General features: G+C 39.3%; 22 protein-coding genes and 1 pseudogene. 18 read left to right on the top strand and 5 right to left on the bottom strand.

The window, feature by feature from the left end; translation table 11 throughout:
• Nucleotides 1–124: 124 nt before the first annotated feature.
• The 3 genes and pseudogenes from ACW0TQ_RS04505 to ACW0TQ_RS04515 all read left to right on the top strand — a co-directional run.
• Nucleotides 125–361, top strand: a pseudogene (locus ACW0TQ_RS04505) (sigma-70 family RNA polymerase sigma factor); the annotation flags it as partial.
• A gap of 333 nt (nt 362–694) precedes the next feature.
• A complete protein-coding gene (gene pdxR, locus ACW0TQ_RS04510; protein ID WP_455725379.1) occupies nt 695–2134 on the top strand; it encodes a MocR-like pyridoxine biosynthesis transcription factor PdxR in 1440 nt (479 codons plus the stop codon).
• Nucleotides 2135–2311: 177 nt separating this feature from the next.
• Nucleotides 2312–2761 (top strand): YfmQ family protein, encoded by a 450-nt coding sequence (locus tag ACW0TQ_RS04515; protein WP_455725380.1) that lies wholly within the window; start codon nt 2312–2314, stop codon nt 2759–2761.
• Nucleotides 2762–3236: 475 nt separating this feature from the next.
• On the opposite strand, the gene ACW0TQ_RS04520 is transcribed toward ACW0TQ_RS04515, so the two are convergent.
• The gene (locus tag ACW0TQ_RS04520; RefSeq protein WP_042533964.1) at nt 3237–3482 is read right to left on the bottom strand and encodes a hypothetical protein; all 246 of its coding nucleotides are present in this window, start codon (nt 3480–3482) and stop codon (nt 3237–3239) included.
• A gap of 245 nt (nt 3483–3727) precedes the next feature.
• Here ACW0TQ_RS04520 and ACW0TQ_RS04525 point away from each other — a divergent pair, with 245 nt between their 5' ends.
• Together ACW0TQ_RS04525 and ACW0TQ_RS04530 are read left to right on the top strand one after the other, a co-directional pair.
• On the top strand, nt 3728–4702 hold the full coding sequence (locus tag ACW0TQ_RS04525; protein WP_042533966.1) for a D-cysteine desulfhydrase family protein: 975 nt from the start codon (nt 3728–3730) through the stop codon (nt 4700–4702).
• A 168-nt stretch (nt 4703–4870) separates the two neighbouring features.
• Nucleotides 4871–5788, top strand: coding sequence for a DNA-3-methyladenine glycosylase family protein (locus ACW0TQ_RS04530; protein WP_455725381.1), 918 nt, complete (start codon nt 4871–4873; stop codon nt 5786–5788).
• A 16-nt stretch (nt 5789–5804) separates the two neighbouring features.
• On the opposite strand, the gene ACW0TQ_RS04535 is transcribed toward ACW0TQ_RS04530, so the two are convergent.
• Complete coding sequence (locus ACW0TQ_RS04535) at nt 5805–6272, bottom strand: glycine zipper domain-containing protein (RefSeq protein ID WP_226894679.1); 468 nt, start codon at nt 6270–6272, stop codon at nt 5805–5807.
• A 316-nt stretch (nt 6273–6588) separates the two neighbouring features.
• On the opposite strand from ACW0TQ_RS04535, the gene ACW0TQ_RS04540 reads away from it, so the two are divergent.
• Together ACW0TQ_RS04540 and ACW0TQ_RS04545 are read left to right on the top strand one after the other, a co-directional pair.
• Complete coding sequence (locus tag ACW0TQ_RS04540; protein WP_193062112.1) at nt 6589–7539, top strand: threo-3-hydroxy-L-aspartate ammonia-lyase; 951 nt, start codon at nt 6589–6591, stop codon at nt 7537–7539.
• Between the two features lie 21 nt (nt 7540–7560).
• The gene (locus ACW0TQ_RS04545; RefSeq protein ID WP_042533971.1) at nt 7561–8331 is read left to right on the top strand and encodes a TatD family hydrolase; all 771 of its coding nucleotides are present in this window, start codon (nt 7561–7563) and stop codon (nt 8329–8331) included.
• Between the two features lie 532 nt (nt 8332–8863).
• Here the strand turns inward: ACW0TQ_RS04545 and ACW0TQ_RS04550 are convergent.
• On the bottom strand, nt 8864–10141 hold the full coding sequence (locus tag ACW0TQ_RS04550) for an N-acetylmuramoyl-L-alanine amidase family protein (protein WP_455725382.1): 1278 nt from the start codon (nt 10139–10141) through the stop codon (nt 8864–8866).
• Between the two features lie 346 nt (nt 10142–10487).
• Between ACW0TQ_RS04550 and ACW0TQ_RS04555 the strand changes: the two genes are divergently transcribed.
• The gene (locus ACW0TQ_RS04555; RefSeq protein WP_455725472.1) at nt 10488–11681 is read left to right on the top strand and encodes a CynX/NimT family MFS transporter; all 1194 of its coding nucleotides are present in this window, start codon (nt 10488–10490) and stop codon (nt 11679–11681) included.
• A gap of 253 nt (nt 11682–11934) precedes the next feature.
• On the opposite strand, the gene ACW0TQ_RS04560 is transcribed toward ACW0TQ_RS04555, so the two are convergent.
• The gene (locus ACW0TQ_RS04560; protein WP_042533973.1) at nt 11935–12609 is read right to left on the bottom strand and encodes a GNAT family protein; all 675 of its coding nucleotides are present in this window, start codon (nt 12607–12609) and stop codon (nt 11935–11937) included.
• Between the two features lie 253 nt (nt 12610–12862).
• Between ACW0TQ_RS04560 and ACW0TQ_RS04565 the strand changes: the two genes are divergently transcribed.
• From ACW0TQ_RS04565 to ACW0TQ_RS04610, 10 genes are all read left to right on the top strand, one after another.
• A complete protein-coding gene (locus ACW0TQ_RS04565) occupies nt 12863–13552 on the top strand; it encodes a response regulator transcription factor (protein ID WP_042533975.1) in 690 nt (229 codons plus the stop codon).
• A 35-nt stretch (nt 13553–13587) separates the two neighbouring features.
• A complete protein-coding gene (locus tag ACW0TQ_RS04570) occupies nt 13588–14529 on the top strand; it encodes a sensor histidine kinase (protein WP_042533977.1) in 942 nt (313 codons plus the stop codon).
• Between the two features lie 128 nt (nt 14530–14657).
• Entirely contained in the window at nt 14658–15578 is a 921-nt protein-coding gene (locus ACW0TQ_RS04575; RefSeq protein WP_455725383.1) for an ABC transporter ATP-binding protein, read from the top strand.
• Nucleotides 15571–16260: an ABC transporter permease gene (locus tag ACW0TQ_RS04580; RefSeq protein WP_042533981.1), complete on the top strand. Its 690-nt coding sequence runs from the start codon at nt 15571–15573 to the stop codon at nt 16258–16260. Before ACW0TQ_RS04575 ends, ACW0TQ_RS04580 begins: the two co-directional genes overlap by 8 nt.
• Before the next feature lie 96 nt (nt 16261–16356).
• Nucleotides 16357–17016, top strand: coding sequence for an ABC transporter permease (locus ACW0TQ_RS04585; RefSeq protein WP_368900699.1), 660 nt, complete (start codon nt 16357–16359; stop codon nt 17014–17016).
• Between the two features lie 60 nt (nt 17017–17076).
• Nucleotides 17077–17598, top strand: coding sequence for a hypothetical protein (locus ACW0TQ_RS04590; protein WP_042533983.1), 522 nt, complete (start codon nt 17077–17079; stop codon nt 17596–17598).
• Between the two features lie 55 nt (nt 17599–17653).
• The gene (locus ACW0TQ_RS04595) at nt 17654–18022 is read left to right on the top strand and encodes a hypothetical protein (RefSeq protein ID WP_042533985.1); all 369 of its coding nucleotides are present in this window, start codon (nt 17654–17656) and stop codon (nt 18020–18022) included.
• Nucleotides 18023–18655: 633 nt separating this feature from the next.
• Nucleotides 18656–19681, top strand: a complete 1026-nt coding sequence (locus ACW0TQ_RS04600; protein ID WP_368900698.1) for a beta propeller repeat protein — start codon at nt 18656–18658, stop codon at nt 19679–19681.
• A 99-nt stretch (nt 19682–19780) separates the two neighbouring features.
• A complete protein-coding gene (locus ACW0TQ_RS04605; protein WP_368900697.1) occupies nt 19781–21469 on the top strand; it encodes a gamma-glutamyltransferase in 1689 nt (562 codons plus the stop codon).
• Nucleotides 21470–21534: 65 nt separating this feature from the next.
• The gene (locus tag ACW0TQ_RS04610; protein WP_368900696.1) at nt 21535–22656 is read left to right on the top strand and encodes a DUF418 domain-containing protein; all 1122 of its coding nucleotides are present in this window, start codon (nt 21535–21537) and stop codon (nt 22654–22656) included.
• Between the two features lie 79 nt (nt 22657–22735).
• Here the strand turns inward: ACW0TQ_RS04610 and ACW0TQ_RS04615 are convergent, their stop codons facing one another.
• Nucleotides 22736–23974, bottom strand: coding sequence for an aminopeptidase (locus ACW0TQ_RS04615; protein ID WP_368900695.1), 1239 nt, complete (start codon nt 23972–23974; stop codon nt 22736–22738).
• Between the last annotated feature and the right edge of the window lie 132 nt (nt 23975–24106).

Raw genomic sequence — 24106 nt, forward strand, 5'->3', positions numbered from 1 at the left:
TAAAGACTCAAAAACAATCATCATCCCTGCCATGGAAACCGTCAGACGGATGGAAGTTTGGTTCCATGCCCATGTTGCCACCCACAAAGCAACGATGCCCAACACGATAATACCAATCAAATATGCAGCGGATGGACTGTTAAAAAAGGAATTAGAGGAGGTATTGGATACCCTTCCTCTCCGGGAAGAAAGTATTCTCCGTCTCCGTTTTGGATTGGATGACGGAAAGTCACGAACACTGGAAGAATTGGGAAAGGTATTTGGAGTGACCAGAGAACGTGTCCGTCAGCTTGAAACAAAAGCATTAAGGAAATTAAGGCATCCAAGACACAGTAAACGTTTAAAAGATTTTCTTGATTAGCGTAGGCCGGAGTTATATGTTTAACGGATAATTAATAAAATTTATTTCCATGCATTTAAGCCCGGTAACTTCATTGTGATTCGGGCTTTTTTGCTGGAAAGAATAAAATCTGGATCATTTCATCTGTGAGTTGCTTATTTAGGTCATTGTTCGCTATGATAGTAGAAGATATCTTTGTTTAGCAGTTTTATTTTTGTATCATTTTATTTAGGAAAGAATTCCATAAGATAAAGTTTAAAATTAAGAATATATTCATTTTAGTATACGAATAAAGAGCTTTGGGCAGTATTATTCACTGCGCGTTTAAATCTACAACACAATCGAGGAATTCACATGAATTTTAAACTTGACCGTTCAGCGAAAACACCACTATACAAACAAATTGCATCATATATCGAAAACGGAATCTCTACTGGTGATTTTTCTCCGGATATCCCGCTTCCTTCAGAACGCCATCTGGCAAAAGAGCTGCAAGTTAATCGCAGCACGGTAGTGGCCGCTTATGATGAATTACAATCCATTGGAATTGTTGAAAGAAGGAAAGGCAGCGGGACGCATATTAGTACGGATATCTGGGGAATATCCGATAAAAGAATTCCCAACTGGGGAAGGTATGTGGAGGATGGCTCATTTCTTCCTAATTTGCCGTTAGTTCAAAAAATACGGACGGAAACACAAAATAATGAAATGATTAATATGGCAAGCGGAGAACTGGCGGCGGATCTATTTCCGGCAGAACAATTTCATTCCATTTTTAAAGAGAAGCCTTTTACAGAGCATCTGGGATATGATCACCCTCAGGGCAATGTCCGTTTAAGAGAAACGATTTCTAATCATTTGTATGCGTATAAGGGAATCTCTATTGATGCAGAATCAATCCTGATTACCTCTGGTGCGCAGCAAGCTCTTCACCTTATTGTGCAATGTTTACTAAAGCCTGGTGATGCTGTCGCAATAGAAGATCCATCGTATGCTTACTCATTGCCATTATTTAAATCAGCAGGTTTACGTCCCTTTCTTTTAAAGAGCAGTAAAAATGGGATTAATCCGGATGATATCGTCGAACTGCATAAAAAACATCGCATTCGAATGGTTTTTATCAATCCGGATTTCCAAAATCCGACCGGAGTGCAAATGCCTTTAAGCAGACGGAAAAGAATATTAGAGATTTCTTCGGAGTATGGCATTCCTGTTGTAGAGGATGATCCGTACAGCATTACGGCATTTGATGGAAACGTAGCAGCTTCTTTAAAACGAATGGACGATAACGGAAATGTATTATATATCAGTTCTTTATCCAAAATCGTTGCATCTGGATTACGAATCGGCTGGATTGTTGGACCGAAAAAAGTTATTCAACGCTTAGCTGATGCAAAACAGCAGATTGATTTTGGACATAGTATTTTTCCGCAATGGGTTGCAAATGAGTTTATCGGATCTCCGCAATTCGATGAACATATTCATAAAATCAGGCAGCAGCTGGAAGTACGGAGAAAGCAATTATCCAAAGCACTGATTCATTTTTTAGGCGATCAGGCAGAATTCCTGGAACCAGATGGCGGGATTCATTTATGGTGCAAGCTGAAAGATCCGGTGGATGAATTTCAATTGCTGGATGAATCATTGAAGAGAGGAGTTGCTTTTGTTCCAGGCTCTATTTTTGGTGAGAGCAAAGGATTCGTTCGTTTTACGTATGGCAGGAGTACGCCCACAGATATTTGGGAAGGAATATCCAGATTTTCGAAAGCTCTTCAGCATTTGCGCGGAAAATAAAAAAGCGATAAAAATCTGTCTGCTCGTAAAGTGGATGGGGGATTTTTATGCGAATTGGATGGTATCATTTTTGGGATATCCAGTACAATAAAACTAGGTTAGGATAAAATCAGCAAGCTGTGTAACCTTATATCAAAATTAGAAAGTGATAGTTTATCAGGGAGATGGAATTCGAAAATGACATGGACATTTATATTAATTACGCTGGCAGGAATTATATTGAAATTTTTAACCAGCCCGCCAAGCGCTTTGGTAGGATGGGTTTTAAATAAATTTGAACTGCATCCTAAAATTGATGCAGGAAACAGTACGATAACCTTCGACGGAGCACCGCTTGATGAAGATGAAAAAAGGAGATTTATAGATTCTTTTAATGAAGCTCAATTTTTATATAAGAATCATATCTTTCCAGGGAAGGAAGCTTTGTTTCTTCATCCTGAAACAAAGATGCCCCCATATATTATTCATTTTAAAAAGAAAAATAAAGAAATGACCTTCCATGTTTTCGGATATGAAAATCGGGTAGATGTCGTGAAACAATGGAAGAAAAAGACCGCTTCCTATACGCTGGATTCAGATTATCTGCAACAGGCTGCTTTAACAAATAATCAGCTGCATAATGCCTGAGGTTATTGTTATGCGGCTGCGTTGACTATTTTATAAAGGTGGGGAAAGGGAGATGTTGAATACCCTTATCATACTGGTGATTATCGTATGTGTTCTTGCATTAATCGGAACACTTTTTGTCACAAAAAAGCTGGACGATACTTACGAACGAAAGAAGAGTTTTTCAAGTCTTACTTATATTTATTTTCTTGGACTGCCCGCGATTATTTTGGTTTCTGTTCTTATATGGGTTTTCATTTAAGATTGGGTTCAAATAGAATAGGCGTAACAATAGAACTTCTTATGAAATAGGAAGTTCTATTGTTATTTAAAGGGCATTTTCAATTATTCTAATGTTGAAAATTCGATGGATTAAAGAATGCTTTCCTTACATAGATCGTATAAGCTAGCATAGCCAGAGAAGGAAGCATATTAACTATATATAGCAGGTGGGTTTGATTGTTTACGAGCAGAGAGCTAATCATTCCAAAATAGACTAAATAAGCCACCATTGTCCAAAAGCCCCATTTTTCAATTGGATATAACCATAGACCATTACTAATGAAAATAAAGCTACTATTGCTCTCATTAATTGCTCAGGTATATTCGGTAATGCAAAACGTTCCGCTATACTGCGCATGGAATCGGTATCCGCATCATAAAAAATAGCAGAAAATAATAAAAGCATTGAACTAAAAGCAAATATATAACTTATTATTATAACTCCCAACGGTCTTTTCAAACGTTGTGACACCTCCCATACTTTATTTTTTTAATAAGTATAATTGCTTGTTTTTAACTTTTCTTCTAATTGCAGTCTCTATCCGCTGATGCTGACAGGAAAAGAGTACAGACTTATAGAAAATTTACCCTCTTCATCGATTCTTTACACTAAAATAACAAATTCCTTTCATTTATTATTTGCTTATATTCGTTCTTGTTCGCTATCATAAAGGTATAAACTGGATGAAAGCGAGAGGAACGACTATGCGTAAATTAAATATTGCTAATTTGGATACACCCATTAAAAAGCTGGAAAAACTCAGTAATGAACTTGGGAAAAATATTTATATCAAACGAGATGATTTTACAGGAGTGGAAGTCTCGGGAAACAAAATAAGAAAGCTGGAATACCTTATTGCCTATGCATTGGATAATAAATATGACACAATCATTACTACAGGAGCCTGCCAATCAAACCATGCCAGAGCGACAGCCGCGATTTGTGCCATGATGGATTTAGAATGCCATCTGGTGCTTAGAGGTGAAGCGAAAGAATATGAAGGAAACCTGTTTCTTGACGATATGCTTGGAGCGAATGTAAATATTATTCCGCCGGATGCATCCCGAGAAGATGCGATGGAGGAGAAGAAGCAGGAGTTAGAAGAACAAGGGAAAAAGGTATTGATTATTCCGGTAGGTGCTTCAAATGCCATCGGGTCTTACGGTTATATTAATTGTTATAATGAAATCATGAAGCAGGAAGTAGAGATGGGTGTTCATTTTGATTCTATCAACCTTGCAATTGGTTCTGGCGGAACATATGCAGGGCTATGGTTTGCAAATGAGGGGGCAGATACCAGAAAGAAAATCATTGGCTATTCTGTTGACCAAATAGCAGAAGTGTTCAAAGAAGATGTGATGGAAATAGTAAATGATTTGGAAAACATCAGCCATCATTTTGATTCTATTACTATTAATGATAACTATATTGGACTTGGCTACGGTCAGGCAACTGATGAAGAACTGGCATTTTATTTGGATATTGCTAAAAATGAGGGAATGATTCTTGACCCTGTTTATACAGGGAAGGCTTTTAAAGGGTTAGTGACTGAAATTAAAAACGGAAACTATGTTGACCAGGAAAATATCCTTTTTATTCATACCGGCGGACAGCAAGGCTATACGAAAGAGATGAGAGAAAGAGTGAAGGATATTTTAAGAAAGAATGATGGAGAATAATTTTTGTTAAATGATAATGCAAGCATTAACTAAAAGGCAAAGGGTCAGTGTGAAAACAGCGTCTCTTTGCCTTTTGGCATAAGCGCTGCTTGTTGTACAACCATAGTAGGTTGCTGAATTCGCAAGCAAAATATAAAACAGATCTTGAAGATAGGGGGGACGAAGAAAGTGAGAAGCTGGAAAGAAAGTAAAAACTGCATTTTCATAAAAGCACCGGAGCCGTTTAATTTTAAAGTGAATGTAGACTATTTCCTGAGGGATCCAAATGAATGCATGTATGAAATAGAGGAGAATACGATTACCCGTGTGATTGAAATAAATCATCTGCGTACATTGATACAGATAAGTAAAGCAGGAAGTGACTATCTGGCTGTTGAGTGTTTAGCCGGTACAAAACCGGAATCATTTGAAGATAAAGAGACCATCGTAAATTATATTTGTGAATGGTTTGACTTTGACACCGACCTGCTGCCTTTTTATGAAATGGGTCGCCGGGATTTGTTACTGCAACCAGTCATTGAAAGATTTTACGGACTTCGGATTATGGGTTTAAATGATTTATTTGAGGCCTTATGCTGGGGGATATTAGGCCAGCAGATTAACCTGAAGTTTGCGTACACATTAAAACGTCAATTTGTTGAAAAATTTGGAGAACATTTGGATTATAATGGAAAAAATTATTGGATTTTCCCTTTGTATGAAAAAATCTCTAAATTAACTGCGGAAGATATGGCTGATATTAAAATGACAAAAAGGAAAAGGGAATATATTATTGGTGTAGCAAAGTTAATGGCAAATGGAGATTTATCAAAAGAAAACTTATTACATGTAGATGATTTGAAGCAAGCGGAAAAAGAATTGATCCGTATTCGCGGGATTGGTCCATGGACAGCGAATTACGTATTGATGCGCTGTCTTCGGTATCCGGACGCTTTTCCTATTGATGATGTGGGATTAATCAATGCCATCCAATTTGTAAAGGGAATGGAACGAAAGCCGACAAAAGCTGAGATTAGAGAATTATCGGCAGCATGGTCAACCTGGGAAGCGTATGCTACGTTTTATCTGTGGAGAATGCTGTATTGAACGGCTGATTGGAATGCTAGATGGTTCTTCCTTTTTTCTTAACATCTGCGTCTAAACCTGCTCCAATCGCTACACCAACAGCTAAGCCAATTGGCAAACCTAATGCAAGGCTATCGAATAAGAGTCCAAAAACTAGTCCTAAGCTGAGACCACAGGACATATAGATACTGAGATAATAGTCTTTCGCAACTAGTTTGTGTTTTTTCATGAGGTGTGTACGGATGTTATTTAATATTTGGTGATGGTTTTTAAAATCATTTTTTGTCAGCTGATCTGACTTGTCTAAAAGCTGGGCTATATGACCTTCTAAATCAACAAAATATTGGTTACATGCTTCACAGCTGGAAGAAAGCTCAACCAATCTTTGAATCATTCGATGACAGTTATCCAAATCAAGCTTTTTGGAAACTTTTTCTTCTAAACTATTTTTTAAATCTTCTATACTGGCGTTAAGTTTGTCAGCAGCTTGGGGACTTATCATCATGGTTGACCTCCTTGTATGTCCGGATAAGAAATGATTAGATATTTTCAATATGTAAAAAAGCTTAGTTTATATAATTATATTCAAATGGCACAAGCGATGCAAATTTCATTTAAAATGAAGACTAATATAAAAAGTTAAGTATATCATTTAAAAACTCGATTTAAATATACAACTGTGACTTGATTGTTCTTTATATCAATTGAGAAAGATTTTAGCAGGAAATTTAGTCCGATTTGTCGAAAGGAGGATATAGGCATTACTAAAAATTATTAAAATAGCAACCTGTCTTGATATAAAAGTGAGGGAGGAATTCAAAATGTATGAAAAAATAGTAGAAGCAGCAAATCGCCTAGAAGGAATTGCACATAAAACCCCAGTCCATACGTCAACATTATTGAATGAATTAACCGGAAACCAAATGTTTCTCAAGTGTGAAAATTTCCAGCGGATGGGAGCATTTAAATTTCGGGGTGCTTATAATGCGATAAGCTCTCTGCCGGAAGCGTCCCAAAATAAAGGAGTAATCGCTTATTCTTCCGGAAATCATGCAATGGCTACGGCTTTAACCTGCAAAATACTTGGTATCCCTGCGACAGTAGTCATGCCGGATGATGCGCCGCAAGTCAAAGCAGCAGCTGTGAAAGACTATGGTGCAACGATTATAAGATATAACCGCAAGACGGAATCCCGAGAGGAAAAAGCGCAGGATTTAATAGATGAATTTGGTTATACATTAATTCCTCCTTTCAATGCGGAGCCAATTGTAGCCGGACAAGGCACCGTTGCAAAAGAATTGATTGAAGAAGTCGGGGAGCTTGACTATCTGCTCGTTCCTTGTGGAGGCGGCGGGTTGATAAGCGGATGTGCCATTGCTGCAAAACAGCTGTCGCCTCAATGCAAGGTGATTGGAGTGGAGCCTGTGGTATCCAATGATGCGACGAAATCATTTAAGGCAGGAGAATTGCAGACGATTGAAGCTCCAAACTCGATAGCTGACGGTTTAAATACACCTTCGTTAGGAAAAATTACTTTTTCTTTCATTCAAAAGCATGTAGATGATTTTATCACGGTTTCTGAAGAAGAGATAAAAGCTGCTATGTACTTCCTATGGACGCGATTAAAACTTGTTGTGGAGCCATCTGGAGCAGTCGCTTTAGCAGCATATCAAAAGCTTTCTGTTAAAAACAAAAGAGCAGGTGTCGTATTAAGCGGCGGAAATGTGGATGTAAGAAAAGCCGGGGATTTGTTTAAGGATATAACAGATTGATTTGATGAGGGAGTTTGCATAATGATTGATGCACATATTCATTTAGATTGGTACCAGCCTGACGAGCAGGAACAGTTAATTCAAACGCTTCAAGCAGATGGGATGATAGCCGTTTCAAGTGATTTTGAGAGCTGTCAAAAGGTATGGTGGTTAGCACAGAAATATCCGTTTGTTTATCCTGCTTTCGGCTGGCATCCGGAACAAGCATTGCCGCCTGATCAAGAAATCAATCGTATCTTTCAGGAGATTGAACAAAAATTCGAAAAAATCGTGGCTATTGGAGAAGTAGGGCTTCCGTATTATACCAAACGTAATGATGACTCGCTGGATATTGCACCTTATCATGCCATATTAGAGCGGTTTGTACAGGCTGCAAAAAAGTATAATCTGCCAATCGTATTACATGCTGTTTATGAAGATGCCTCTGTTGTCTGTGATATGCTTGAAAAATATCAACTGGAACAAGCCCATTTTCATTGGTTTAAAGGGGATAAAGCTACGATTAACCGTATGATAGATAATCGATATATGATTTCTATCACGCCTGATTGCTGGTATGAAGAGGAGATTCAGTCTTTAATCAAACAATATCCGTTAGAACTTATTATGGCAGAAACAGATGGGCCATGGCCGTTTAAAGAGCTTTTTCAAAATCAGATGACACATCCAAATATGATTATCGATGTGATAAAGAAAATAGCTGAGGTAAAACAGCTGCCTTTTGATAAAGTTCGACAACAGCTGACGAATAATACGTATCAGTTTTATCATTTAGAACGGTTTAATAAATAAACTGTAAAGGGATTAATATCCATTCAGGTTTTGTGAAAAGAAATGGAATGATAGCCCGGACTCTAAAGGGAAGTACGTTAATTAATTTCAAAATAAGGGAATAAGATAGTGAAAGAGGATGCTTTTTTATAAGGGATTAAAAATAACATCCTAAAAAAATCCTGACTTGATAAGTTAGCATTCCTGATTGGATTCAAATTAAAAGGGTGAAAACCATATCTAAAAAAAGCATATATTTGAATTTATAATGGGAATTATTTATCTTATTGTTTACGGTATTGTGCCTATCATTTGGGGACCTATTATGTACTCTGGTACGGGTGAACCATTATTCCTTGTGCTTCCATTAATCGGGGTTGCAGCTATTATGATAGCGATTGTAAAACTAAAAAGTTCTAAACGTAAAATGAAAGATTCGTAATATTCCCCCTGAGCAGCTCATTACAGATTGTAATTTAAAAGGAAGTCCAAAAAACGTAATCGAAGGTAAAAGTGTCACCTAGATACACTTTTACCTTTTCATCCGTTGATTTTAGCTGAAATAGTCTTCTAATCCGGCAATAATACCTTCTGCTGCATGATTTTGATAATTATCCGTTTGAATTGTCTGCTGTTCCTCTGAATTGCTGATAAAACCAAGCTCAATTAAAATCGCAGTTTGCTGATTCTCTCTTAGTACTTGGAAATCTGCTTGTTTAGCTCCACGATTGTCGAGATGAACATGACTCATCAATGACGTTTGTACATACTCAGCAAGCATCTGGCTTTCGCTTTCATTCTTGTAAAAGGTTTCCACTCCATGCGCAGCCTGGTCTTCCGACGCATTATAATGCAGGCTGATAAATGCATCTGGATTGGCAGAATTACTTATGTTGACCCGTTCTCCCAATGAGAGATACGTATCATCTTCTCTGGTAAACGTAACAGAAGCTCCTTGATGGCGTAATTGTTCTCCTAATTTTTTTGCTGTGGTTAAAGCTAATGTTTTTTCATGTGCTTCGGATCCCACTGCACCGGGATCTTTCCCGCCGTGACCTGGATCAATCACAAATTGACGGCCGGCAAGCGGATTTTCAGTGCTTTGTTCCGCTTGAACTTCTTTTGTTTCGCCATTTTCCTTTTCGCTTTCACCGTCTTTTGGCTCAGATGTTGCTTCTGACGCTTCATTTTCGGTTTCTTCTACTGTTTCTAATGATTCTGTTTTTTCATTTTCTTCTGATGTGTCACTATTTCCATTTGATTCGTCATCTTTATCAAGTAAATATAAAGTGATCCATACTTCTTCATCATGATAATATGTTTTGCCCCAGCCGTACAATTCTTCAAAAATAGGAACCTTCTCACCATGATTCATCTGCGTAACGACAGCTGCATTCTTATCAGGCGCATTGCGTACATTTACTGCTGGTGCTTGAATTCGGTACAGTTGTCCGTTTTCTGCTGGTTCGGCAGTTTCTGTATTTGTTTCTGCTGCAGCAGCTGCTGTTTCAGCTTGATTATCTTCTGTATCGGATTGTTCGTTTTCTGGCTCTGTCTGTATCTCATCCACTGCTGATAGGTGATGTAACGCGACCCAAGCTTGTTCGCCGTTATAAAATGTTTTGCCCCAGCCATTGGATTCTTCAAAAATAGTAACCTTATAGTCTTTTTTTAATTCACTTAGAAGGACTGTATCCTGAGCAGGCGCATCCATTAACTCTGTTGTTTCCGTATCAACTTTGTACAATGTCCCATTATCTGCATGTACTGTTGGTATAAAAATGAATAGGCAAATAAGAAAAGCAATGCCTATCATTAGGTTGTACTTCATATTGGAAATACCTCCAATTAATAGTTTGTTATATTGACAGGCTCTCCAATAAATTTCATAGATATACCTTTTATTCAAAATTATTAGATTGGAAGTTTGCGGGTACAGGTTAATATGAAAACTGTTTCCTGGATGAAGCTGCGTTTTATCAGTGTTAACACATTGGGGCATCGCAGAGCAGATGCGTTGATTGCAGTCTATTAAAAATGGGTGTCTTGACAATAGGATGTACATTGCCATAACATATATATATTGTGCAAAATTATTCCTCCTCCTTTCCTGTAAAGGGGGTGGAAAGTAGAAAAGAAGGTATTAGATGGAGAAAAATAGAGCAAGAACAAATAGTCTGACTGAGGAAGCATCCTCTAATAAGAGAATGCTATATTTGATTGCTATCATGGTGATTGGTTTTAACCTGAGGCCGGCAATTACTTCCGTTGGACCGTTGTTAGGGACCATTCGTGATCAGATTGGACTGGAAAACTGGAGTGCGGGGACGATTACCAGTTTACCGCTTATCGCATTTGCCATAGTATCGCCGCTTGCGCCAAAGCTTGGCCGGAAGCTGGGGAATGAAGGAGCGGTCTTGCTTGGCCTGATCCTGCTGTTCGCCGGAATAGGCACCCGGTCCATTCCATATACACCGACATTATTTATCGGAACAGCTATTATCGGGGTTGGCATCGCAGTAATGAATGTGCTGCTGCCGGCAGTCATCAAGGAAAAATTCCCGCATAAAGTCGGTCAAATGACGAGTGTCTATTCCACATCGATGGCAATATTCGCGGCCACGGCTTCTGGACTTTCAGTTCCGCTTGCAAAAGGAGCAGGCTTAGGATGGGAATTGGCTTTATTATCGTGGGCTGTGCTGGCTCTTGTCGGAATCATTGTTTGGATTTTTGTTATCAGCCGGAACCCTGCGCCTAAAGAAGAACAAGTGGAGTTAAGCAATAAGCCTTTTAATGACAGCAACCTGTGGAAATCCCCATTGGCTTGGCAGGTTACGTTATTTATGGGTCTGCAATCTTTTATATTTTATGTAATGGTATCGTGGCTGCCAGAAATCATGCAAAGCTTTGGATTTTCCGTATCTGCTGCCGGCTGGCTGATAGCTTATGTGCAGTTTGTCGGATTGCCGTCTACTTTTCTGGCACCGGTGCTGGCAGAGAAATTCTCTAACCAGCAGGGGATCGTGCTGGGAATCAGCGGCGGTGCAGCAGTTGGATTTATCGGACTGCTAATCGGGGGACCGCTTCCGCTGATTTTCATCTGGGTAACACTGATTGGAGTTACTTTTGGAGGGGCCATCAGCCTGTCACTTGCTATGCTTGGCATGCGCGCACGTAATGGACGTCAGGCTGGAGCGCTGTCTGGGATGGCGCAATCCGTCGGTTATATTTTTGCTGCCATTGGACCGTTATTTATCGGGCTTCTATTTGATATTACGCAGGCCTGGTCTGCGCCGATTATTGCTATCATCGTTGTTTGCTTGTTAATGATGGTTGCAGGATTAGGTGCTGGCAGGAATAAGTTTGTGTAACGATCTGCCCTTTGATAATTAATAAGAATGTTTGATAAAAATCCTGCTACGAGCAGGATTTTTTGTTGTGTAGAGAGTTAAACGAGAGCTCCAGAGTGTTTACAGGATCCACTGACCAAGTCCAAGGGGGCCTATTTTTGATTTTGCGTTAATCTTTATCCCGGTTTATTTCTCGAGCATGAAAAAGAATACATCAGATTTTCAGTAATTGTGTCCATTAATTTAAGAATGACTTGTGTTCGGGGATATTGTCTTATTTCATATGAATGTCCGTTCCATATTGTATTAAATGTAATTTTCTTGCTACAGATTGGGATGCAAAGTTATCCCAGGAGGTACTATACAATGCAAGTAATCCTTGACTTTGAATTTCAGCTGCCCAAGCAATGGAAGCGTCTATCGCGTATGCTCTTCCACGATACGTTTCAAATGTAGCTAAGCTTGCTTCAGCCGCTTCATTAGTTTGTCTCGCGCTGCAGCAAACGGATACAGCTGCTTCATCTTCAATAATAGCAAAGCAAGGCTGTTTATATTTAAGCACTTCGTAGATATATGGGAAATTTTGCTTCAGGCAGTCTTTGTTGAAGTCGGTAATTCGTATTGCTTTTGTTGTTATGCTGCTGACATCAGGAAACACGAAAGCAGGTCCAGTCCAAAAATTGCTGATTTGCCGGTCTGTGTTTAAAATGGTGATTATTTCTGCCAAGTCTATAGCAAAATCTGCATGAATGCTTCGTTCCAGCTTCTTTATTACGTTCTCCTCAAGGGCATTGGAGTATCTTACTACATTACCAAGCTGCGTCCCGCCAATGAAAATACGAGGTGCAGCCTCGTTTGGCGGCTCATTCACAAAGGTCATTCGATTATTATCATCCTTTTTAAATAACACGTTTACATGATGTTTCATCAATGCTATATCAGATACCAATAAAGTGTTCCTCCCTTTCCTAACCATTTGCTTAGCTAACAATATGATTTTTTAACAGAATATTATATGTTCTTTTTACCATAAAAGGCATCCTTAGGCAAAGTACATCTATAAAGTGCAAAGGAATGTGTTAAACTTTATGAAATACCTGTAAAAATCTCTGTAATATATAAAGAGGCAGGCAAAAGGGTATAGTCGGCAATAAAGATAATAGAAATCTATTAAACTAAAATTTCATAGGAGGCTGTCTCACTTGAACAATAACATTCTCATCGTAGAAGATGATATCTCAGTAAGCGAAATGATACAAAATTATTTAGAAAAAGAAGGCTATAAGGTAGTTACTGCTTTGGAAGGCGAAGAAGGAATGCAAAAATTTCAAAACGATACATTTGATTTAATCATTCTTGATATTATGATGCCGAAATTAGATGGCATAGAGGTAATGAAACAAATTCGAAGGGACAGCTCCGTGCCGATACTAATTGTATCAGCGAAGGATACGGACGTGGAAAAGGTGCTAGGCCTGGAGCTTGGTGCAGATGATTACATAGCGAAGCCTTTTTCCATGATAGAGCTTTCCGCCAGAGTAAAATCGGCATTGCGGCGTGCCACCAGTTATTCGGAGACAAAAAAAGAAGAGCAGGTGATAAACCATAAAGATTTAACAATTGATATCAATAATTTCTCTGTTCAAAAACATGGTAAGGAAATCAAACTGACTTCCAAGGAATTCGATATTTTAAAGCTGTTTCTCAAGCATCCCAATAATGTTTTTACAAAGGCTCAAATATATACCACGGTCTGGGGAAACGACTACTTTGGAGACGAAAATGTCATCAATGTTCATATTAGAAGACTAAGAGAAAAGATTGAGGACAACCCGGCTGAGCCTCATTATATTATGACCATTTGGGGAATTGGCTACAAACTAGGGGAATAGATGTGTGAATATCTTTTGAAAAGGGGGGAAAAGGCATGGCTTATTTCTTTATAGGGATTACCCTGATTTTAACCGGGATTATCATTTTTCAATATAAAGCAAAGATAGCAAGAGACAAGCAAATAAAATATATGCATGAAAAATTGGATAAGATTATCGCTGATAAAACCAGTGAGAATCTGCTTGTTTTTACCGATGATAAAGAGCTTATTCCTTTATTGATCAGCATCAATCATCTTTTAAACCATAATCAGAAAATATTGGCGGATTATACAAAAAAGGAAGAATCGATTCGGAAAATGATTTCAAATATTTCTCATGATTTAAAAACACCGCTGACTGTTATTGTTGGATATTTAGAAATCATTCAATCGAATAAAGTTATCGAAAAAGAAGCGGGCAAAGAGGTTCGTAAAGCACATGAAAAGGCGGCAGAGCTGCTGACATTGATCAATACGTTTTTTGATTTGGCAAAGCTGGAGTCTGGAGATAAGGAGATAACACTCGAAAAGATACATATTAATGAAATTTGCAGAAAGAGCATTTTAGAGTTTTATGAAATGTTAACTCAGCAAGGATTAGATGTTTCCATTAACATTCCAGATGAGCATATCTATGTAGCTGGAAATGAAGAAGCTCTGGACAGAATCCTTAGAAACCTGATATCGAATGCCATCAAGTATGGAAAGGATGGTCAAGTAGTGGGGTTAAACTTAAAACATGATAACGCATTTGCTTACATCGAGGTTTGGGACAAGGGGAAAGGTATTGATGAAATGAATAAAGAAAGCGTATTTGAAAGATTGTATACGCTTGAGGACTCGCGAAATAAGCTGTATCAAGGAAGCGGGCTGGGGCTTACCATTACGAAAAGATTAGTCGAAAGTCTGGAAGGTGAGATATCATTATCCAGCAAAGCTTATGATAAAACAGTATTTACTGTGAAATTAAAGAAACTGTCTTCGCAGGAAAACTAAAAATCCGCTTCCGTCCCGTTCTTTGCAAACTTAAGAAATTCGTAAGACTTTGTTAAGAAAAAAGATAATTTTAATGTTTATGATTATTAATATAGCAATTTTGCAGAGAAAGGGAGGGATTTATTATTATGGAATACATTTTAAGAACACATGATTTAGGAAAATCTTTTCATGGAGGTCATGTTGTTTCCAATGTCAATATGAATATCAAGAAGGGAGAAATCTATGGGCTTTTAGGCCCGAACGGCGCAGGTAAAAGTACAGTCATGAAAATGATTTTAAATCTGTTTAAACCAAGCCAGGGTGCCGTTGAAGTGTTTAACGAAACATTGACGGATACTTCTTATGAGTTATTTAAAAGGATGAGTGCAATTATCGAATATCCCATTTTTTATGAGAAGCTAACTGCAATGGATAACTTGGATTTGCATTGTGAATACATGGGTTATCACAATAAAAAAGAGATAGAGACCGCTTTGAATCTTGTGAATCTAAAAAACATCGATAACAAGCCGGTTAAAAATTTCTCTTTAGGTATGAAACAACGGCTGGGAATTGCCAGAGCGGTAATCACGAAGCCAGAGCTGTTGATATTAGATGAGCCGGTTAATGGACTGGATCCAGTTGGCATTATTGAGATGAGAGACTTACTGGCAAGCCTGAATAAAGAGTATGGCATAACCATTCTGATTTCAAGTCATATTTTAGCGGAAATAGAGCAAATTGCTGACACAATAGGCGTAATGAATAATGGATATCTAGTAGAAGAAGTTTCCATGGATTCGATTAGAGAAAATAATGCAGAGTATATAGAATTAGAAACCGATGATGCCGGGAAAGCAGTATATATTATTGATTCAGAGCTGAATATAAAAAATTTCAAAGTACTTGATACGAACAAAATAAGGATATATGAATCAGGGACATCACAAAATCAAATCTATAAGAAGTTAATGGAAAAGGATGTTTCCATTACATCAATCAATACGAAGTCGGCTTCATTAGAGGACTATTTCTTGTCCTTAATTGGAGGCGGAAAAAATGTTTAAATTAATTCGTTTAGAATTAAGAAAAATAAATCTCAGACAGTATGTCTTTGGTGCTTTAGCAGCAATTTTTATTCTTGCCGGATTGTTATTCTTTGCAATGTATACGGATAGAAACACGATTGGTGCCACCAGTGAAGATTTTTTCTTTGTTGTTGACAGCACGAGAATGGTTTTTATTGTGTTTGCAGGTATATTAATTTCGAGGCTGTTTATTGAAGAATACAATGATAAAACCATCTCTTTGATGTTTACGTATCCCATCAGCAGAAAAAAGATTTTTATCTCTAAATTATTGATTATCATTTGTGCTACATTTTTCCTTATACATGTATCAAGAATCTTTGTAGCAGCAGTTTTATACATGTTAAACAGCCGATTGGATTTTATCGATGGAGGCATAACGATTCATTTGATAATGGAATATTTTAAAAACACCGTGATCTATGACCTTTCTTTCAGCGGTATCAGCTTAGTTCCTTTATTTTTTGGGATGCTCAAAAAATCTGTTAGAACAACCATTATCACATCGATTATTATTGCCATTTTCTTTGGCATAAGTAATGAAAATCTATCAGACCTTTCGATAGGTTCCTTCATTGTCAGATCATTGGTATTTATCATTATTGGTGCGGCTGCTTCGTATTTAGCGATAAGAAATATGGAGCGCAAGGATGTAACGTAGCGATGAGGGTATTCCGGAATATTACTGCCAACAATGTAATTTTCAATGTCAATAGGAAGAGTGGTGAGAAAAATCTTTAAGTTAATGAGTTTGGAAATGAGAAAAATAAATTTTAGCCGATATATAAATAACTCCTTAGCGGCATGCTTTGCCGTTACCGGATTTTTATTCTTCATGCTATATATAGACAGGGAACAATTTGCTGCCAGCAGTACAGATTTTTTATTTCTGATTGACAGTATAACACGAATGGTATTCATCGTTTTTTCAGGAGTGTTAATTTCAAAATTAGTTATCGAAGAATACAATGATAAAACCATTACCTTGATGTTCACATACCCAATCAGCAGAAAAAAGATCATTATCTCGAAGCTATTGATTATCATAGGCTTTACCTTTTTCTCTATGCTTCTGTCCAGAATTTTTGCTGCATTTGTTTTATCTATGTTAAACAGCAACTTAGGATTTATTGACAGTGACATAACGATTCCCATGCTCATCGAACATTTTAGAAATACGATTTTATATGACCTTTCTGCCAGTGGTGTCAGCTTAGTTCCTTTGTTCTTTGGAATGCTTAAAAAATCAGTTAGGACGACCATTATTACTTCTGTTATTATTGCCATTTTCTTTGGTGTCAGTAATGAAGACTTATCGATAGAATCCTTTATTGGTATTCCGGTGACACTTAGTCTTATTGGTATCGTTGCTTCTTACTTATCAATAAAAAACATTGAGCACAAAGATATATCTTAATGACATAAGGTCTCTATTTTGAAAAGACCGAAAAATCAAAATATACAGGAGTTACTAGCGATGAAACAAGACTACATTTATTTGTTATTTACAAACACTGGTACTTTATTGACGAAAGCTATTAGTCTGTATACCAAAGCAGAATACAATCATGTTTCGTTAGCCTTGGATTTGGAATTAAATGAAATATACAGCTTTGGCAGGAAGCATTTACGCAATCCATTTTGGGGAGGATTTGTGAAGGAAAATACAGAAGAGGAACTGTTTCAGAAAGCGGACTGCTCCATCTATGCTTATGCAATCAGTTCAAAACAAAACAAGAAATTACAAGAAACGTTAGCATTTTTTAAGCAAAGAAAAGACAATTACCACTATAACGTAATAGGACTGTTTGGAGTCATGTTTAATAAGCCCATTCCACGGTCAAATGCTTACTTCTGCTCGCAATTTGTGGCTTATCTGCTGATGGAAGCTGGTATGGTTTCTTTTGACAAGCCGCCGGAGCTTATCACACCGCAGGATATTCAGCAGCTGCCTGGATTAATTTCTATCTATCAGGGCAAATTACAAGGCGCAGTTTAACCAGAAGAGGGAGGCTCAAATTTCATACATTTTTTACCGAATAGGAGGATGCTGTTTGAAAAGATTCGTTTTATTAGTTTTCATGCTGATTGTATCCATCGTAACGTTGTTTGTCACTGCTTATTTTCAACGGGATGTCAATACACTGTCGTTAAATGATCCGCAAGTTATCCAAGCAAGTATTATCATAATGATTATTTTGTTCATTCCTCCTGTGTTATTATCTTTTTTCAACCATAAATTTTGGAGGGTTATCTCAGCGATTTATCAATCTATTTTTTTCTTGGGGTTTATCATCCTTGTACCGACCGGTGTATTCAGCTTCCAGGCTGTGGGTATCAGTATTGTGTCATTAATCGGTGCAGTTATCAGTCTTTGGAGCATTTTTAGCACATTGCCAGAAAGCTTTTTTAAAGAATATTGATTTAGCGTAGAGGTAGGAGACTTTCTGTATAACCCAGCATCCGCAGTTCAAGAAATAACATACGACATTGTCTCGGGAAAGGGTCTTATCCATGGTAAGGCCTTTTCTGTATGGGATAAGACCCATCTTACTTTTATTAAAAAATGATCGTTTAAAAATTTTTAACAAAATCTTTTTGACTGTAGAATGACTTATGATACTCTAGCGATAACTTGCATGACTCGAAAAGTATGTTGATATGTAACCAAGTGAATGCCGATTGTACAGCACAGCGTATTTCACTTTGAAAAAATGGAATCATAAGACGAAATATTATGCAGTGGGAGTCAGCGCCGTTATCCCCCGCTAAAATAAATTCATTTTCCACGCTCTATTTGAAGGCGGAAGTTTTACGGGCGTTTCTCCGTGATAAAAAGTCAGGTTCGGACGTTTACAAGTTTGATTTATGGTGAATAAAGCAAACTATAAAAGATTTTTTATTAAGTCTCGATATCCTCTTAGCTTTTCTTATTGTAGAAAAGGGAGTTTTTTTACAAATATACCCGATAGATTGAATCGTTTCCCGAATATTTCTATTAAATAGGTATCTGGATTGTCTTAAAAGATTTCAAATAAATCAAGGTGGTGAACCGCATGGAAGTTTTATATTTTTCAGCTGGACGTTCTGTTTATGAAATGAAGAAAGAGGCACAGGAATGGATAATGGAGGAAAGACCGGCACCGGTTTCATTTATATGCCTTGCTGCAGATCCCAGCCGGAAAGGACGGCTGTATGGAGGGACCTTTAACGAAGGGTTATGGATAAGTAATGACAGCGGCAAGACATGGGTACCCGCTGGATCAGGAATATCACATAACAGGGTGATGAGTGTTGCGGTCAGTTCAACAGAGGTTAAAAATGGATGTCATGTCGTTTGGGCAGGCACCGAACCGAGCGGGCTTTTTCGTTCAGAAGACGGAGGAGAAACCTGGGTTGATTGCCCGGCTTTACTGGATTTACCTTCAAAATCTTCCTGGAGTTTCCCGCCTCGGCCGTACACGCATCACGTACGTTGGATTGAACCGGATATTCATGAGAAAAACCGCATATTTGTCGGCATTGAACTTGGCGGCGTGATGAAAAGTGAAGATAAAGGGGGCAGTTGGGAAGATCGAAAACCGAATTCCCAACATGATTGTCATGCTTTAACAACACACCCGCAAGCTCCAGGACGGATATACGAAGCTGCGGGCGGCGGGTATGCTGAAAGCTTTGATAGCGGAAACACCTGGCAGACGTTCAATGAGGGTTTGGAGCCTTATAACTATTTGGTTGATATTGCCGTAGATTCAGGGGATGCAGATACAATGATGGCTGCTGCGTCCAGGAGTCCTTATGAAGCATACGATCCATCCCGTGCAAGAACGATTTTAGTACGGCGTGAAGATGGCGGTTCTTGGTCGCCTGTATACAAAGGCTTGCCGGATGCAGAATGCTCCTCTGTTTTTGCGTTAACTTCTCATCCATTCCAGTCAGGTATTTTTTACGCTGTGAATAATCTCGGCTTCTATCTTTCTTTTGATGCAGGACAAAGCTGGGAAAAAGCACCGCTGGATTGGCCGGATGATTTAACGGGAGAAAGAATTCATGGATTCGCGATGGTCGTTTCCGAGGATTAAAAGACCATCGTGTCCATGGTCTTTATACGAATACGGGAATGTTAGATAAATGATATTTAACAAAAAAGGCGCAATGACATCATGGAAGGAGTTGCATTCATGCAGGTGAAAAGGCGTAACCAGCGCCAGAGCAGTTTAATTTTTACTTTTACCGCAACGGTATTGCTGTTGCTTAGCGGATGTGTCTCAAAGGAAGACACGGACCAGCAGCCTGAGCCGAATCCATCAGAAGATGAAAGCGAGAGACTGATTCCGCCAGAAAATGAAGAAGAGCCAGAACCTGAAACAGATGTGCCAGAGGCTTATGGTGTCAGCGCAGGGCATCCAGATGCTGTAGAAGCTGGAATGACTGTTTTGGAAAATGGAGGTAATGCCGTGGATGCGGCCGTTGCAGCGGCGTATGCCATTTCTGTTGTAGAGCCCTTTGCATCAGGAATTGGCGGCGGCGGAGTAACACTCGTTCAAGAGCAGGGTCAAGACCCTGAGGCATATGATTATCGTGAAGTTGTCCCTGAAGGAGGCGTTCCTTCATCAGATATTGGTGTGCCTGGATTTGTAGCCGGGACAAAGGAATTACATGATGACTATGGGACTGCTGACTGGGAGACAGTAATTGACCCGGCGATTGATTTGGCAGAAAGTTCGGAGGTATCTGCAACGTTAGCACAGCAGCTTCAATCTGCTCAGGACCGTCTGCCGGTTGAGCAGCTGGAGCATTTCTATCCGGATGGGCCAGCGATTGAGGCAGGAGCCACTTTAGAACAGCCGGCATTGGCCGAAGCATTGCGTGATATCCGTGATAGTGAAGGAGCTTCCTTTTATGAAGGGGATACTGGAGAAGCGTTAGCAGCGATTCAAGGTATGGACGGAGACTCACTTGCTGACTTTCGTGTCGGACGGCATGCCCCCGTGACCGGAGAGTTTGCTGGATACGAGGTGACTGGTGCTCCGCCGCCGCTTCCTGGTGCCAGCGTCATTCAAATGCTGCAAATCCTTGAAGAGCGGGGAACATTAGAAGAAGAACGGAATAGCACGCCATTTGTGCATGACATTGCGATGTCGTGGCGAATCGCTCAAGCATTTATTTATACGGATTTCGGTGACCTTTCGTTTGTGGATGTTCCGGTTGATTCTTTCGTTGACCGTGAACAGAATGCTGCTTTAGCAGAAGAAATCTCCGGTGACAGCTTGCTTCCTGAGGACGAAGAGCGGAGTTATGACGACTCGGACCCTAATACGACACATATTACAGTGATTGATGACAACGGCACTGTTGTTTCCATGACGAATACACTGACCAATTTCTTTGGCTCCGGTGTCTACACAGAAGGTTTCTTTTTGAATAATCAAATGTCTCGATTTGATATTGGTCAAACGGAGCAAAATGAACCTGAGCCTGGACGGCGTTCCGTTACCTGGTCCTCTCCAATGATTGTGGCAGATGAGGAGGGACCTGTTTTAGGGATTGGCAGTCCGGGAGGCGAACGTATTCCAATTATGCTTACGCAGGTGATTGCTGACTGGGTTCAAGAAGACTCGGACCTGGAAGCTGTTGTTGAAGCGGATCGTTTCCACCTGACGGATAATGCGCTTGTGATGGAATCCGCTCCGGAAGCAGATGTAAGGGAAGGATTGCTTAATATTGGGTATAACGAGATTCGTGAAGCTCCGACTCCGCTGTATTTCGGGTCTGTTCAGGCTTTGATGATCGATCGGGAGAATGATGACATCTCTGGTGCGGCTGATCCCCGGCGAGAGGCTGATTGGCGTGTAGAACCACGGGATTAGGCAAGAATCTAGTATTCTAAAAAATGTACTTGGGCATTTTAATGTAAGGAGTTAAAGAGGATTCTATGACATCAATGAAGCAAAAAAATCAACATCAACGAATTGCTATATTAGACCAAATGCGGGGCGTTGCTTTACTTGGAATCTTTTTAGCCAACGTCCCGGGGCTGTCTTCCGTCGATACGGAAAATTTGTCTCCGGTTAATGAAGTACTAAGAAGCTTAGAGGAGATTATATTAACAGACAGTACCCGGCCGCTGTTTGCATTCATGTTTGGCCTGAGCCTTATGTTACTTTATAATCGCCTAAAAACGAAGCAAATCAACCCTTATCCAGTATTATTCAGACGATTATTTTTGCTTGCCCTCGTTGGTGCTGTGCACGGTTTTGCAATTTGGTCGGGAGATATTCTGCTCATGTATGGGATGGCGGGATTTTTCCTTCTGCTGTTTATGAATTGGTCAGCAGCCGGATTGGTTATTACTGCTTTCCTTTTCTGGATCGGCTATACCATTGGAGCGGATGTAATCAGTTATTTCTCATCCTATCATTTGTCTCTGGAAGCCGGTTTGAAAGGTCTGTTGCCTGACTCAAAAGAGCCGCCGACAGGAACAGAATATCTTATTATTGAATTTTCTTCCATGGTCGCACACATCAGCTTTTTCCTGTTTGGTATGTATGCGTATCGGAAGGGGCTGCTTACAATAATCGAAAAGCGAAGAAAAACCATGAGCTTATTGTCAGTACTTTTTCTTGTGATTGGGTTAGCAGGGAAAGCAAGCCTTTATGATAGAATTGCATTACATCCATTGGAAAGCTTCTACCCCTTTTTGGTGACAATCGGCATGATTTTATTCATTGTCCTTTTAGGAACTAGCAAGGGGAGCATGTCGAAGTTTCTTGTCCCGTTCACATCGGTCGGTAAGATGGCGTTTACGAATTACATCATGCAATCTCTGGTTTTTGTAAGTTTGTTTCAATCGAGCGGACGAACGGTTTTTATCAATTTAGGGATTTGGGAGGAACCAAGCTATGCGTTCGCTCTTGGGGTTGGAGTCATTTTATTCGCGGCACAAATGATTTTCAGTCATCTCTGGTTGAAAGAGTTCTCCTATGGACCGTTTGAATGGCTTTGGAGGATAGGGACTTATGGGAAAATGGTTTCTATCAAAAGAAAAGCAGAATAGATACATTTTATATACTAATGTAAAAAAATCCAACTGCAAGCTAGTTGGATTTTTTTACTGACTATTACTAATGAGCAAATTAAGCCCAAGCACCTTTTCGGAAGACCGGAACACGGCTGCCGTCTTCTTTAATGCCATCAATATCCATTTGATCCGAACCAATCATGAAGTCAACATGTGTTGCTGAACGATTCAGACCAGCTTCTTTTAATTCTTCTTCTGACATCTCCGTTCCGCCTTCTAAGTTGAACGCGTATGCAGAACCCAGCGCTAAGTGATTTGAAGCATTCTCATCAAATAACGTATTGAAAAAAGTCAATCCGGATTGAGAAATAGGGGACGCGTCCGGAACTAAAGCAACTTCTCCTAAGCGGGAAGCACCTTCGTCTTGCTGGACTAATTTTTGAATAACCTCTTCGCCTTTTTCAGCAGTCACTTTGGTTACTTTCCCATTTTCAAAATGAAATTCCATCCCTTCGATGACAGAACCGGCATAACTTAATGGCTTGGTTGATACGACAACGCCATCGACCCGGTTGGCATCTGGGGCTGTAAATACTTCTTCTGTCGGCATATTGGCTATAAAGCGTTCTCCGCGGGAGTTAAAGCTTCCAGCACCTTCCCAGCGGTGGTTTTTCGGCAGGCCGACCGTTAAATCTGTACCCGGCGCAGTGTAATGCAATGCTGTAAATTGTTCCTTATTCAATGATTCCGCTTTCGTTTCCAGGGTCTTATCTTTATCCTCCCATGTGCGGATCGCATCGTCATCATACAAGTGAATCGCTTTGAAAATAGCATCCCATAATGCATCCGTTTGTTCTTCCGCTGAATCTAAATCCGGAAAGACTTTCGCTGCCCATTCCGGACCGGCTGCAGCTGCCACGACCCATGAGATTTTATTCGACTGTGTTGCTTGCGATAATGGCTGAAATGCTTCACCAGACGCTTTTTGCGTTGCAGCGATTTTTTCACCATCTAATCCTTTTAAGGCATCCGGATCATTGGAAACAACATTGATACGGCTGGCACCTTGTTCAATAATATAGTTCATTTCTTCAATGCGATAATCTGGAATATCTGTTAGGGTTTCGGTTGATTGATGCTCAAACCCAAGTCTTGAGATTTTATCGTCTCCCCATTTGACAATAACACGTTTTGCGCCTTTTTCATAAGCAGCTTTTGTGATTTTACGTGCTAATAGAGCCTGTTCAACATCAATCGTTAGAACGACAGAATGTCCTTCTTGAACGTTGACACCGGTAGAAACGATTAATTCAGCATATTTTTGCAGGTATTCATCAAAATTTTCCAAAGCCATACATAGAGCCTCCTTGTGAAGTTGATATACGATTTTATCGTAGCACAATCATTTATGAATCACAAAAGAGGAGCTAGGCATTGATTCACCTCAAACGATTTTTCTTCATAACGATAACGTAAAAATGAAAAA

The sequence above is a fragment of the Oceanobacillus sp. M60 genome (genome assembly GCF_053839645.1).